Origin of the sequence: Morganella sp. BCCO 40_0007 (assembly GCF_032989665.1) — a bacterium.
In the GTDB taxonomy this organism is placed as follows: Bacteria; Pseudomonadota; Gammaproteobacteria; order Enterobacterales; family Enterobacteriaceae; genus Morganella; species Morganella sibonii.
Window position 1 is genome coordinate 24,247 of the sequence record NZ_JAVBIN010000012.1, and the last position, 13,949, is coordinate 38,195.

10 protein-coding genes are annotated in these 13,949 nt (G+C 53.1%); 4 read left to right on the top strand and 6 right to left on the bottom strand.

The features are described from left to right. Positions 1 to 104: 104 nt before the first annotated feature. The 5 genes from R5268_RS14955 to metB form a co-directional block, all read right to left on the bottom strand. On the bottom strand, positions 105 to 749 hold the full coding sequence (locus tag R5268_RS14955; RefSeq protein WP_317419615.1) for a hypothetical protein: 645 nt from the start codon (positions 747 to 749) through the stop codon (positions 105 to 107). Between the two features lie 143 nt (positions 750 to 892). Beyond that, on the bottom strand, positions 893 to 1,228 hold the full coding sequence (locus tag R5268_RS14960; RefSeq protein ID WP_317419616.1) for a carboxymuconolactone decarboxylase family protein: 336 nt from the start codon (positions 1,226 to 1,228) through the stop codon (positions 893 to 895). Positions 1,229 to 1,374: 146 nt separating this feature from the next. Next, positions 1,375 to 4,008 carry a phosphoenolpyruvate carboxylase gene (gene ppc / locus R5268_RS14965; protein ID WP_107679522.1) on the bottom strand — a complete coding sequence of 878 codons (2,634 nt, stop codon included), beginning with the start codon at positions 4,006 to 4,008 and terminating at the stop codon, positions 1,375 to 1,377. A 710-nt stretch (positions 4,009 to 4,718) separates the two neighbouring features. After that, complete coding sequence (locus R5268_RS14970; protein WP_317419617.1) at positions 4,719 to 7,157, bottom strand: bifunctional aspartate kinase/homoserine dehydrogenase II; 2,439 nt, start codon at positions 7,155 to 7,157, stop codon at positions 4,719 to 4,721. Positions 7,158 to 7,165: 8 nt separating this feature from the next. Next, a complete protein-coding gene (gene metB, locus R5268_RS14975; RefSeq protein WP_317419618.1) occupies positions 7,166 to 8,326 on the bottom strand; it encodes a cystathionine gamma-synthase in 1,161 nt (386 codons plus the stop codon). Positions 8,327 to 8,508: 182 nt separating this feature from the next. On the opposite strand from metB, the gene metJ reads away from it, so the two are divergent. Further along, on the top strand, positions 8,509 to 8,826 hold the full coding sequence (gene metJ / locus R5268_RS14980; RefSeq protein WP_004236602.1) for a met regulon transcriptional regulator MetJ: 318 nt from the start codon (positions 8,509 to 8,511) through the stop codon (positions 8,824 to 8,826). A gap of 120 nt (positions 8,827 to 8,946) precedes the next feature. On the opposite strand, the gene rpmE is transcribed toward metJ, so the two are convergent. Continuing rightward, positions 8,947 to 9,162, bottom strand: a complete 216-nt coding sequence (gene rpmE, locus R5268_RS14985) for a 50S ribosomal protein L31 (protein ID WP_107679525.1) — start codon at positions 9,160 to 9,162, stop codon at positions 8,947 to 8,949. A 304-nt stretch (positions 9,163 to 9,466) separates the two neighbouring features. Between rpmE and priA the strand changes: the two genes are divergently transcribed. The 3 genes from priA to ftsN all read left to right on the top strand — a co-directional run bounded on the left by priA (position 9,467) and on the right by ftsN (position 13,860). Continuing rightward, positions 9,467 to 11,668: a primosomal protein N' gene (priA, locus tag R5268_RS14990; RefSeq protein WP_317419672.1), complete on the top strand. Its 2,202-nt coding sequence runs from the start codon at positions 9,467 to 9,469 to the stop codon at positions 11,666 to 11,668. Positions 11,669 to 11,947: 279 nt separating this feature from the next. Continuing rightward, entirely contained in the window at positions 11,948 to 12,976 is a 1,029-nt protein-coding gene (gene cytR / locus R5268_RS14995) for a DNA-binding transcriptional regulator CytR (protein WP_046892911.1), read from the top strand. A 77-nt stretch (positions 12,977 to 13,053) separates the two neighbouring features. Next, complete coding sequence (ftsN, locus tag R5268_RS15000; RefSeq protein WP_317419619.1) at positions 13,054 to 13,860, top strand: cell division protein FtsN; 807 nt, start codon at positions 13,054 to 13,056, stop codon at positions 13,858 to 13,860. The last annotated feature ends 89 nt before the right edge of the window (positions 13,861 to 13,949 follow it).

A 13,949-nucleotide genomic window follows, 5' to 3' on the forward strand; every position in this document is an offset into this window, starting at 1 on the left:
AAAATATGAAGCAATGAAGGAAAGACCGAAACTATATATGTTACGGCCTTTTAAGTACTTAACCAGTAAGTATCAGAATATCAGTATCCCGTTTAATTTTCTTATTACGAAGATAAACTATTACTCAATTTTTCAAGTTCTTTAACCATGTCATGATCTAATACTTCATTACCGCCAATTTCATTCCTGCGATGTTCCTTCAGTATATCGGCGCTGAGAGCACTCCTCAGTTTATTCACACCACGTTCAACCATGTCAGCGTATACTTTATCTTTAATGTCATCACCGCTTGTACCTGCATCCGCCATACCCAGTATTGTTTGTATTTTTTCACGCATCTCCGGCGAAGTTCCGGGTTTATCCAGCTGTTTGCTGAGCATGTCATGTAATTCCTGTGCGGAACACTCTGTTGTTTTCAGAGTAAATAACTTGCCGATAGAATCAGTAGCAGATAAATTTCTTTTACTGACAGATTCAGTATCATACGGCAATGTCATACCCAATTTTTCCGCACTTTCTTTCATCTCACTTGTTGTATAGCTTTCCGGTTTCACCAGCGTCAGGGCGGCCAGTCTTTCACACGCTTTTTGTATATTATGATCCTTCTGTGTACTGCACCCCGTGGAGAATGTCTTGCAACTGTTCACAAGTTCGACAAACTTATCCGCCATCGTCTGAAAAATATTCCGGCTTTCCCCTGTAATCTGTGTCTCATGAACCGGTTGCCGATTTATTGCATTTACTGGCACTTTTTCTTTCCTCATTGAATTAAAAACAAACAGATAGTAAGGAATGAACCGGTTACCGTATTTTAAGAAAGCGCCTTTTACTTTTGATAAAAAATACGGGTTACACACTGTCGTCTGTAACCCGTATCAAAAAGACGATATCTTTATGAGAACTCTTTAAATGCCTTTAATGTATTCGCCGCATACATCACAGACGGTCCGCCGCCCATCCCGATAGCAATGCCCAGTGCTTCAGATAATTCCTGCTCTGTCACACCCAGTTCGACCAGCGTTTTGGTATGAAAACCAATGCAGCCGTCACAGCGGTTGGCAACGGCAATCGCCACCGCAATCAACTCTTTGGTCTTTTTATCCAGCGCGCCGTCAGCCGTGCCGCTTTGCATGACGGCCATAAACGCACTCATCACATCCGGAATATTTTTGTGTAAATCCTGCATGTTACCGGCGATATCTTTGATCACATCTTTGTAGTAGGACATAGTTACCTCAGTTATAGACACAAACAATATATATTATTATATAATATTAAAATGGATAACATATACCCTTTTCCGGCAAAAGGATGTCAAAAAAATGGCCGCTGATAAAAGCGGCCATCCGGGGTAAAAAATAAGTGCTGATAATATCAGCCGGTATTTCGCATACCGGCGGCAATACCTGCGATAGTCACCATCAGTGCCTGTTCCACCTGCGGGTCAGACTGATCACATTCGCGTGAACGGTGCAGCAGTTCGGCCTGTAAGACGTTGAGCGGATCGGTATACACGTTACGCAAAGCGATAGATTCCGCAATCCACGGCAGGTCAGCCATTAACTGCTCATCTTTGGAAATCATCAGGACACTCTTAATATCCTCTGATAACTGTTCGCGCAGTTTTGCCCCCAGCGGCCACAGACGCGGCTCGACCAGGCGCTGGTCATAGTATTCCGCCAGCCATAAATCGACCTTGGCGAATACCATTTCCAGCATACCGATGCGGGTTCTGAAGAATGGCCACTGGTAATACATCACTTCCAGCATAGCCCGGTTACCTTCATCCACGGCGGTTTTCAGTGCCGCGCCTGCACCCAGCCAGGCCGGCAGCATCAGACGGTTTTGCGACCAGGCAAAAATCCACGGGATCGCACGGAGGGTTTCCACGCCGCCGGTCGGACGGCGTTTTGCCGGACGGGAGCCCAGCGGCAGTTTACCCAGCTCCTGCTCCGGTGTGGCCGCGCGGAAATACGGAACAAAATCCGGCTGTTCACGGACATAGTCACGATACATCTCACAGGAAACTTCAGACAGGCGATCCATCACCGCCGCCCATTCCGGTTTCGGCTCCGGCGGCGGCAGCAAATTCGCTTCCAGGCTGGCGCTGGCATACATCGCCAGGCTGCTGATAGTGACCTGCGGCAGACCAAATTTAAAGCGGATCATCTCACCCTGCTCTGTCACGCGCAGGCCGCCTTTCAGGCTTCCCGGTGGTTGTGAGAGCAGTGCGGCATGTGCCGGTGCGCCCCCGCGGCCGATGGTGCCGCCGCGGCCGTGGAACAGCGTCAGTGTCACACCTTCGCGGGCACAGACTTTAATCAGTGCATCCTGGGCGCGGTACTGTGCCCAGGATGCCGCCATTACCCCGGCATCTTTGGCGGAGTCGGAGTAACCTATCATCACCATCTGGCGGTCACTAATCAGGTTACGGTACCAGTCGATGCTCAGCAGGCGGGTGATGACACTCTCTGCATTATTAAGGTCATCCAGGGTTTCAAACAGCGGTGCGACCGGCAGTGTGACCGGGCTGCCGGATTCTTTCAGCAGCAGTTTAACGGCCAGAACATCTGACGGCACTTTCGCCATCGAAATCACATAGGAAGCGACAGAATTTTCCGGTGATTCGGCAATCACCCGGCAGGTATCAAAGACTTCACGCGTTTCATTGCTGCACTGCCAGTTCTGCGGTACCAGCGGGCGTTTTGACTGCAATTCACGCAGCAGGAACTCCTGCTTTTCCTCTTCCGGCCAGTCAGCATAATTCCCGAGGCCGAGGTATTGTGTCAGTTCAGACAGTGCTTCAGTGTGACGGGTGCTTTCCTGACGCACATCAATACGCACCAGTTGCAGACCAAAACAGCGGATGCGGCGCAATGTATCCAGCAGCTGGCCGTTGGCAATAATCTTCATGCCGCACTCAACCAGCGAGCGGTAACAGAGATACAGCGGCTCCCATAACTCTTCGTTATCCGTCAGCAGGTTATCCGGTTTAATCGCCGGTTCACCGGACAGACAGCGCTCCAGATAGTCCAGCGTGCTTTTCAGACGGGCGCGCAGCTGTTTGGTGATCACACGATACGGCTCGGCAGCATCTTCACCCACGCGCTCACGCAGCTCCGGTGTGCATTCACTCATGGAAAGCTCGGAAACCAGCACCTGAATATCATTATAAAACAGATCAGCAGCTTTCCAGCGGCTGAGGGTCAGCACGCGCCGGGTGATATCTGCAGTCACATTCGGGTTACCGTCGCGGTCACCGCCCATCCAGGAGGTAAAGCGGATCGGCGTGGCTTCCACGGACAGGTTATAGTCCAGTGACGCCTCAAGCTGCTCATTAAATTCGCGCAGAAACGCCGGAACACCTTCCCACAGACTGTTTTCCACCACAGCAAAGCCCCACTTCGCTTCATCAAGCGGTGTCGGACGGTCTTTGCGGATTTCATCAGTATGCCAGGCCTGTGCCACCAGCTGACGCAGACGGCGCATAATACGATCATGCTCATAATCAGCCAGATCATCGTGATCCAACTGCGCCAGGCAGGTATTTACCGCCACCAATTTATGGATCAGCGTACGGCGGGCAATTTCGGTCGGATGCGCGGTCAGCACCAGCTCAATGGAAAGCTCATCCACGGCCCTGCGCATCTCTTCATTGGTAAAGTTTTTGGCTTTCAGCTGATCAAACAGCGCCGCCAGAGCGACCGGATTGCTGGCCGCCTCACCGTGCGGCGAAATGCTGTGATACTGCTCCGCCACGTTGGTTAAATTCAGGAACTGGTTAAATGCACGGGCAACCGGCAGCAGTTCTTCGTTGGATAGATTTTGCAGTGTCATCAGCAGCTTCTGCCGCTGGATTTCATTACCTGCCTGTGATGCTTTGGATAACTTACGGATGGATTCTACTTTTTCGAGAATATGTTCACCCTGGGCCTCTTTGATCGTGTCTCCGAGAAGTTTTCCCAGCATACTGACGTTACTGCGCATTGCGGAATATTGTTGATTCATACGACCCCTGACCCTTATTGACGGCAGAATCCTATGACCGCCGGTGAGGAACTTTCAGCCGGCAGTTCTCTGTCCTGTACATCTTAGTGATTTCATACGACGGATTAATTCTTATTTTGTGACGCCGTTCCCTTGCATTTATCTCTGCCCTATATTCATATCAAAAAAAACGCGCTTTGAAAGGACTTTATCAGATTTAATTGCCGCACAGACATCATGCGGTACACCGGCTGTCACCGCATTATCGGGTAAAAATCCGTCCCGGCAGCATAATGAAAGGGAAAAACAAGCGTTACAGACAGATATCGCGAATTAAGGCAAAAATAGTAACGATTCAGCCTGAGCAAAAATCCTCAGTCCGGCGGGAAAAATTCAGCAGAAACGTTTAATGTCAGCGGGAAAACAACAGGGAAGTGAAAATAGTAACGGGATGCAATTAAATCCGTTAATTGCATCCCGCCGGGATTGTTTCTGTCCTTAGACTGACATCCTGTCAGAAGAAGCACATCCGGTGCATATCCTTACCATGACATCCTGTCACAGCCATCATCCATAATGGTTATATGTCCGTTATGAAACATCACCATGCGTTATTTATATCAATCCTGTACCGTTAACGTAATAAGATAATTCCCGTTATAGTCATCTTTTGTTCTGATTACAGGATGTTTAAGATTATTTAACCCCGTTAGTTATCACAATCCGACGAATTACAATAACTGTGCCAGACGGTTTAAATCTGACAGGATCGCCCCGGCGGTGACATCCCGTCCGGCACCCGGCCCGCGGATCACCAGCGGATTATCACGGTACCAGCGGCTTTCCACCGCAAAAAGGTTATCACCCGGCTGTAATGACGCCAGCGGATGTTCAGGACGGACTGCCTCCACGCCGACCCGTGCCTTGCCGTTAGCATCAAAGCGGGCCACGTAGCGCAGCACCATGCCCATTTCGCGGGCGGCTTCCAGCCGGCAGGCCATCTGTTCATTCAGTGCCGTGACATTCTCAAAGAAGTGATCGGTGGTGCCTTCCTGTGCCGCTTCCGGCACCAGGGATTCCACACGGACATCTTCCGGCTCAATTTCATATCCGGCTTCGCGGGCAAGGATAATCAGCTTGCGCATTACGTCCTGACCGGACAAATCAATACGCGGGTCCGGTTCGGTCAGTCCCTGCTGCCAGGCCTGCTCCACCAGCTCGCTGAACGGTACGGTACCGTCGAATTGCAGGAACAGCCAGGAAAGTGTGCCGGAGAAGATCCCGCTGATCGCCAGGATGCTGTCACCGCTTTCATGCAGATCGCGCACACAATGGTTGATCGGCAGTCCCGCTCCGACGGTGGCATTGTACAGCCAGTGACGCCCGGTTTTGCGGAAAGCATCGCGGATCTGACGGTAATCCCGGGTTTTGGCCGCCCCGGCAATTTTGTTGGCACTGATAACATGGAAACCGTACGCGGCAAAATCAGCGTAGCTTTCCGCCAGTGCTTTGCTGGCGGTCAGGTCGATAATGACCAGGTCATCAAACGGATGGTTGCGCATCCACAGATAGAGCGTGTCTTCATCTGCCACCGGCTCCGCTTCTTCATTAAAGAAAGCCAGTGCACGGCTCGGGTCAAGCCCGTCATAGCTGAGCAGTGCCCGTTCGCTGTCCGCCACACCGGCCAGAATAAATTCAAACCCGCTGCGGGCAGAGAGATTGCTCTGCTCACGCGCGAACAGCTCCAGCCAGCGGCTGCCGATATTCCCTTTGCCGAAGACCATCAGACCGATTTGTTTTTCCGCACGGAACAGGCTCTGGTGCAGACCCTGAATCACATGCCCGGTCTGGCGGGTACGCAGAATCGCCACCAGGCTGATGCCGTCCTCCGCCTGCCAGATAAATTCCACCGGCTGATCTTTGAGCTGCTGATAAAAACGGTGATAATGCAGCAGGTTTTTACAGACTCCCGCTCCGACCAGTGCCACCAGCGAGAAGCCGTCACGCAGAGTCAGTGTGCCCGGCAGACCGGCGCTTTCCAGTACATGCAGAGCACTGTCTGCCACTTCAGCGGTATAACTGAGCTGAATGAGATTGTCATCATTATGCAGACCAATGGCCAGCGGGCGGATCTGGCTGCGTTTAAGCAGCAGATCAATACTTTTATAACGCGCTTTCGCGTCATCCCCGGCCGGCAGGCGGATATCAATCAGGCAAACCTCATCATGGTTTGTCACGATTTTCGCCCCGGTACCGGATGCCAGCACACGCTCAATTTTTGTCGAACCCTGTTCAGGCTGATAGCTGCAGCGCAACTGTAAATCGATATCACTGACGGACACCGGCTGTAATGTGCGGGTATGCAGCACCGGTGCGGCGAGACGAGCCAGTTCACTGGCTTCATCCAGACGCAGCAGCGGCAGCAGACAGGCATCTTTGACTTTGCGCGGGTCGGAGCTGTAAACCCCGGCAACATCACTCCAGATGGTGACTTTTTTCACCCCGGCCAGCGCGCCGACCTGGGTGGCGGAATAGTCACTGCCGTTACGGCCGAGCAGCACGGTTTCCCCGGCAGCGTTACGGGAGATAAACCCGGTCACCACCAGACGTTTACCCGGATGCAGCGCCAGCAGTTCTGCCAGCAGCGGCTGCGACCGCGCGGTATCCACTTCCGGCTGCGCCGCCCGCTCCGCACACAGGAATGTCCGGGCATCCAGCCACTGTGCGGCCATACCCTGCTCCTGAAGTACCTGAGCCATCAGACGGGCAGACCAGATTTCTCCGTGGCCGGTCACTTCCGCGTAAATCACATCATTCAGCGGATTTTCCAGCAGTTTCGCCAGGCGCTGAATATCATCATTAAACTGAAAGATCAGGACATTGGCCTGAACTTCCGGCAGTAAGTCACTGATAAGGGTTGTCTGATAGCGTTGCAGGGTCTGCCGCGCCTGTTCTGCGGCAGCACGATCACTCTGACTCAGTTTGACCCAGTTAATCAGCTGGTTGGTGGTACTGCCCGCGGCAGATACAACCATCAGGTCATCCGGCTCACTGTAGTTCGCCATAATATTCGCCACCCGCAGATAACATTTTGCATCTGCCAGGCTGCTGCCGCCGAATTTATGTAACTGACGCCCTTTTACTGATTCATCAATCGCCAACGCACTCATGATTACCCTTACCCCTTAGTCACTGACTGAAATGCGCGATCCAGATCAGCAATCAAATCACTGCTGTCCTCAATCCCCGCAGAAATACGTAATAAGCTGTCTGAAATTCCCGCTGCATGCCGTGCCTGCTCCGGCATTCCCGCATGTGTCATCGTCGCGGCATGGGAAATCAGCGTTTCCACCCCGCCCAATGACTCTGCTAGTGTAAAGAGAGACAGGTGAGATAAAAAGCGGGAAATTGCAGCTTCATCACCATTAATTTCAAAACTGAGCATTGCACCGAATCCTTTCTGCTGCTTTGCGGCCAGTTCATGTCCGGGATGCGTCTCCAGTCCCGGATAATACACTTTTTTCACCAGCGGCTGATGCACCAGATAATCCGCCAGGATGCGGGCATTTTTTTCCTGTAAGGTGATTCTCGGGATCAGGGTGCGGATACCGCGCAACAGCAGATAGCTGTCAAACGCCCCCAGCGTCACACCGATATTATTCGCCCACCACGCCAGTGTTTCACAGTGTTCCGCATCTGCGGCGATCACCACACCGGCCACCACATCAGAATGTCCGTTCAGGTATTTGGTGCAGGAATGGATGACAAAATCCGCGCCCAGCGCCAGCGGCTGCTGTAATGCCGGACTGAGAAATGTGTTATCTGCCGCCACCAGTGCCCCGGCCTGATGTGATTTTTTACTGACCGCCGCGATATCCGTGATCCGCAGCAGCGGATTGCCCGGCGTTTCAATCAGTACCAGTTTCGGCTTTTCTGCCAGTGCGGCACTGAGTGACGCCTCATCGTTCATATCCGCAAAACGGACAATAAAATGGCCGCGCTGCTGACAGCTGTCGAGCAGCCGGTAAGTACCGCCGTAACAGTCGTGCGGGGCAACAATCACATCCCCGGGTGATAAAAACACCGTGAACAGCAGATGCAGTGCTGACATCCCGCTGCTGGTGACCACCGCCCCGGCACCGCCTTCCAGCTCAGCCAGTGTGCGGCCGGTGATATCCCGGCCGGGATTACCGCGCCGTGAATAGTCATGTTCACGCGGGCTGCCGAAAGCCGGAAAATTGTAAGTCGACGAGAGATACACCGGCGGTATGACACAGCCGAATTGGTTCTCTTCATTAAGTCCGTTATGAATTGCCGCTGTCGCGGGTTTGCGTGCCATACCTCTTTCCCTGTCAGTAACCGAACGAGTTATCAGCATATCCGCGGTTTATTTAGACGTCAATATGTCTGGACATCCATCCTGCTTTACGGTTATATATACAAGTGGGATAATACCGATATCTGTCAGGCACAATTCTGTGCCCGACCCTCCTCAAACTGACTAAGATAACAAGGTAATCCATGGCTGAATGGAACGGCGAATATATCAGCCCTTATGCTGAGCATGGCAAAAAAAGTGAGCAGGTAAAGAAGATTACAGTTTCTATCCCGTTGAAAGTGCTTAAAATTTTAACGGATGAGCGCACACGCCGCCAGGTGAATAACCTGCGTCATGCCACCAATAGCGAACTGTTATGTGAAGCATTTCTGCATGCTTTTACCGGACAGCCACTGCCCGATGATGATGACCTGCGCAAAGAACGCAGCGATGAAATCCCGGAAGTGGCGAAAGAAATTATGCGCCAGCATGGGGTCGACCCGGATACGTGGGAATATTGAGTTTTATCCGCGTGTTATACGACTTATCACCCCGGAAACAGACATAAAAAAACGCCCTGTGAAATATTTTCATTCAGGGCGTTTTTTATGGAACAGAGCGCGGCATGCCGCGCTGTGCCATTATTTCTTCGCAGAAGGAACGCTGAAGCGTTTGTTGAAGCGATCAACACGGCCGCCGCTTGCAACGTCACGCTGTTTACCGGTGTAGAACGGGTGGCATTCGCCACAGACGTCCAGGTTGAAGTCGTGCCCTGCGGTTGAGTTAATTTTCATTACGTTGCCGCAAGAGCAGGTTGCAGTGACTTCTGCGTAGTTAGGATGAATACCTTTTTTCATGGGGAAAACCTCGGTTAAGGCCGTGTCGCTATCCGGGCCTTTTTGCCGGACACCACACGTCGTGTTGATGATAAGTTATCGCTGGTATTTTAATTACCAAAGGCGGCGGATCATACAGAAAATCCCGGAACCATGCAATGAAATCCGCTGTCTTTTCGTGGTATTCTGAGTTCTGTTTTACGGATAATTTCCCTGTTTTTACCGGGGAAAAGCTGAAATCCGTTGATTACTCAGACACTTTTGTACCTTTTTCGCCGCTGTGTGTTTTTTACGCACCGGCACTCTGCCGATGATGGACATTATAATGACAGTCGTCCGGGTGATATTACCAGTACCACTGACACAAACATTTGATTATTTACTGCCTGATGATATGCCCCGCCCGGTGCCGGGGGCACGGGTGATCGTGCCGTTCGGACGGCAGAAGCAGGCCGTCGGTATTGTGGCTGAACTGGCGGAAACCAGTACCTTCAGCCCGGAAAAACTCAAACCTGTTATTGCCTGTCCGGATGACGATACCCTGTTTCCGGGCGATTTATGGCCGCTGCTGAACTGGGCGGCACAGTATTACCACTATCCGCCGGGCGAAGTGCTGTTTCATGCCATGCCGATTCTGCTGCGCCAGGGTAAAGAAGCCGCCTTTGCGCCGCTGTGGCGCTGGGAAGTTACCCCGGAAGGACGTGAGATTGATATCCACACCCTCAAACGCTCCCCGAAACAGCAGCAGGCACTGGCCTGCCTGCGCCGTCAGCCGGTTTACCGCCATCAGACCGCAGAATTTGAACTCAGCGACAGCGCATTACAGGGACTGAAAAAGAAAAACCTGATCACCCTGAACGATGTGCAGCCGGACAACAAACCCTGGCAGCCGGATTTTGCGGTCACCGGTGAGCGTCTGAAACTCAATACTGAACAGGCCACTGCCGTGGGGGCGATCCGCGCAGAACAGCATCAGTTTTCCCCCTGGCTGCTGGACGGTGTGACCGGTTCAGGGAAAACCGAGGTGTATCTCAGTGTGCTGGAAAATGTGCTGGCCGAAGGCCGCCAGGCGCTGGTACTGGTACCGGAAATCGGCCTGACACCCCAGACTATCGCCCGCTTCCGCGCACGTTTTCAGGCACCGGTGGATATTCTTCACTCCGGCATGAATGACAGCGAACGGCTGGCGGTCTGGCTGCGGGCGAAACGCGGGGAAACGGCAATTGTTATCGGTACCCGCTCCGCGCTGTTCACGCCGTTTACCTCGCTCGGCATCATTATTATTGATGAGGAGCACGACGGCTCCTATAAACAGCAGGATGGCTGGCGCTACCATGCCCGCGACCTCGCGGTATTCCGCGCCAAGAAAAATGATATTCCGATTGTGATGGGCACCGCGACCCCGTCACTGGAAACCCTGTTTAATGTCCGGCAGAAAAAATACAAAGTGCTGCCGCTGACACAGCGGGCGGGAAATGCACAGCTTGCTGATCAGCATCTGCTCGATCTGAAAGGGCTCCCGCTCACTGCCGGGCTGTCGCCGCCGCTGATCAAACGTATCCGCCATCATCTGGCAGCGGATAATCAGGTCATTTTGTTCCTCAACCGGCGCGGCTTTTCCCCGGCAATGCTGTGCCACGAGTGCGGCTGGATAGCGGAATGCCCGCGCTGCGACCATTTTTACACCCTGCACCAGAACCACCGCATGCTGCGCTGCCACCAGTGCGACAGCCAGCGTCCGGTACCGAAACAGTGTCCGCAGTGCGGCTCCACACAACTGGTGCCGGTCGGGCTGGGTACCGAACAGCTTGAAGAGAGCATCGCTCCGCTGTTTCCGGATGTGCCGGTTACACGGCTGGATCGCGATACCACCAGCCGCAAAGGCGAACTGGAGCAGCACCTCGCGGATGTGCATCAGGGCGGTGCCCGTATCCTGATCGGCACCCAGATGCTGGCCAAAGGTCACCACTTCCCGGATGTTACCCTGGTCGCCCTGCTGGATGTGGACGGCGCGCTGTTCTCCGGAGATTTCCGTGCGGCGGAGCGTTTTGCACAGCTCTATACCCAGGTCTCCGGCCGGGCGGGACGTGCCGGTAAACGCGGTGAGGTGATTTTGCAGACTCACCATCCGGAGCACCCGCTGCTGACGGTGCTGCTGGAAAAAGGCTACGCCGCCTTTGCCGCACAGGCGCTGAATGAGCGGCAGAGTGTCTGCCTGCCGCCTTACACCAGCCAGGTGATGATCCGTGCTGAAGATCAGAATAACCAGCGGGCAAATGCATTTCTGCAAGCTGTGCGGCAGTTGTTCGAATCCCATCCGCTGCGGGATGAGCATTTCTGGCTGATGGGGCCGCTGCCTGCCATTCAGGCCAAACGCGGCGGGCGTTTCCGCTGGCAGTTACTGTTACAGCATCCGTCACGCAGTCAGTTACAGAAAATTGTCGCGCAGGCTATTCCTTATATTCAGCAGATGCCGGAGAGCCGGAAAGTCCGCTGGAATGTGGATGTCGATCCGACTGACGGCTGAGTCTGAGGCCTTACCGTGCGTGCGCTATCTCAAAAAATTGAGATATCTCACAGTTTTATGCAAACCAGGTAACAGATTAATTTTACAAAGGGCTTAGAATAGCCGTTAATAGAATGATTAATAAACCGTCTGAATTTCACTTAAGAAGCTCAGGCGGTTTTTCACAGGTATGTGAAAAGTACGTATGTGAAAAGCACATATGTGAAAAATACAGCGGACCATAATGATCACAAAAACCGCGCAATCGATACACTTACAGGGTAACCAAAGGAATTAATGATGGAACCACGCCGCAACGATACCGGCGCGACAATGAAAGATGTCGCCAGAGCCGCGGGCGTCTCAACCGCAACCGTGTCGCGGACACTGATGAATCCGGAAAAAGTGTCCGTGCAGACCCGGCAGAAAGTGGAAAATGCCGTCCTGGAAGTGGGATATTACCCGCACAATCTGTCCCGTGGTATGAAGCGTAATGAATCCCGCACCATTCTGGTGATTGTACCGGACATCGGTGACCCGTTTTTTACCGATATCATCGTCGGTATCGAAGAAATTGCCGCCAAACACGGCTATCTGGTATTGATCGGTGACTGCCGGTATCAGCACAAGCCGGAACATACTTTTCTGAATCTGATTATCACCAAACAAATCGACGGCATGGTACTGCTCGGTTCCGATGTGCCGTTTGACAGCCGTCATGATGAACAACGTCACTTCCCACCGATGGTGATGGCCAACGAATTTGCCCCGGAGCTGGAACTGCCGACGGTAAATATTGATAACCTGACCGCCGCCTTTAATGCCACACATTATTTACAGTCACTGGGACACACCCGGATCGCCTGTATTTCCGGGCCGGAAGAGCTGCCGCTGTGTAAGTACCGTATCGAAGGCTATATTCAGGCGATGCGCCGCATGGGTATGCCGGTACGGGAAGAGTATCTGGTGCGCGGCGATTTCACCCACGAAAGCGGGGCGGAGTGTGCCGCACAGCTGCTGGCTCTGCCGGAACCGCCGACGGCTGTTTTCTGTCATAACGATATCATGGCTATCGGCGCGATCTGGGCGGCCAGAAAACAGGGGCTGACGCTGCCGCAGGATCTCTCGGTTGTCGGTTTTGATGATTTACCGGCCGCACAATACTGTTCACCGACGCTGACGACTATCGCACAACCCCGTTATGAAATCGGCCGCCAGTCTTTTTTACTGCTGCTGGAACAGTTACAGGGACACACCGTGGCAAAAGGTTCACGCCTGCTGGATTCTGATTTAATCATCAGAGAGAGTGCCTGCGCGCCTAAAAGCTAGGCAAAGACCATAAGGTTAAGTAACATGTAACGCTGAATAATATGTTTCCTTAACCGACTCATTAGTGAATTGAAACAGTGGCACAACGAGATTATGTGGGACGCGGCCGCTCTGCGCCGCGTAAAAAAAGTAAATCACGGAAGAAAAGTCAGGCGAAAGGCCTGCCGTTCACCACATTGGTGATCGCCGTGGCACTGGTGGTTCTTTTTGTCGGCGGCCTGTTCTATCTGGTCTATAACAAAAAAAGTCAGACCACCGCTGACAGCATTGTTCCCCCTGCGCATCAGCAGAGTACCGGTAACGGACTCCCGCCGATCCCGGAGGAACGCTGGCGCTATATCAAAGAACTGGAAAACCGGGAAGCCGGGGTACCGGAGCAGTATTACTCCAACCCGCAGGCACCGGCCAACCGTATTGATCCGGGTGCAAAACTGACGGAGGAACAGCGACAGCTGCTGGAACAGATGCAGTCTGATATGCAGCAGGCTCCGGTTCAGTTACAGGAAGTCCCGGCAAACGGTACGGTTCCGCGCTCTCAGGTGGTGGTCACCGGTCAGGCTCCGCAGCTGCGTATGCAGCCGGAAACCCGTCCGGCACCGCAACCGGCTGAAAAACCGGCGGAGAAACCAAAACCGGCGCAGGAAAAACCGCAGGCTGTACCTGAGCGCTGGTTAATCCAGTGCGGCTCATTCCGTGAAAGCGGCCAGGCAGAAGAAGTCCGTGCCGGTCTTGCCTTCTCCGGTATCGAAAGCCGGGTCTCACAGGGCGGCGGCTGGTATCGTGTAATGCTCGGCCCGTATGAGAAATCCGCTGCACAATCCGTGAAAAGCCGCGCCGCTGATGCCGGCGTAACAAATTGTATTCTTCGCGCTGCCGGGGGTTGAAATCCTTCAGCCCTCCCCCCATATCTGAAGTTAATTCTGTGCTGCCGGGAATATACCCGGCAGCCTTTCTCCATCCTTTAGCATAACCA

Coding starts and splice junctions, on each gene's coding strand:
- metB (WP_317419618.1), bottom strand. CDS start 8,326: ATGGCACGCAAACCCGCGACAGCGGCAATTCATAACGGACTTAATGAA.
- R5268_RS14970 (WP_317419617.1), bottom strand. CDS start 7,157: ATGAGTGCGTTGGCGATTGATGAATCAGTAAAAGGGCGTCAGTTACAT.
- priA (WP_317419672.1), top strand. CDS start 9,467: ATGACAGTCGTCCGGGTGATATTACCAGTACCACTGACACAAACATTT.
- rpmE (WP_107679525.1), bottom strand. CDS start 9,162: ATGAAAAAAGGTATTCATCCTAACTACGCAGAAGTCACTGCAACCTGC.
- ppc (WP_107679522.1), bottom strand. CDS start 4,008: ATGAATCAACAATATTCCGCAATGCGCAGTAACGTCAGTATGCTGGGA.
- metJ (WP_004236602.1), top strand. CDS start 8,509: ATGGCTGAATGGAACGGCGAATATATCAGCCCTTATGCTGAGCATGGC.
- cytR (WP_046892911.1), top strand. CDS start 11,948: ATGGAACCACGCCGCAACGATACCGGCGCGACAATGAAAGATGTCGCC.
- R5268_RS14960 (WP_317419616.1), bottom strand. CDS start 1,228: ATGTCCTACTACAAAGATGTGATCAAAGATATCGCCGGTAACATGCAG.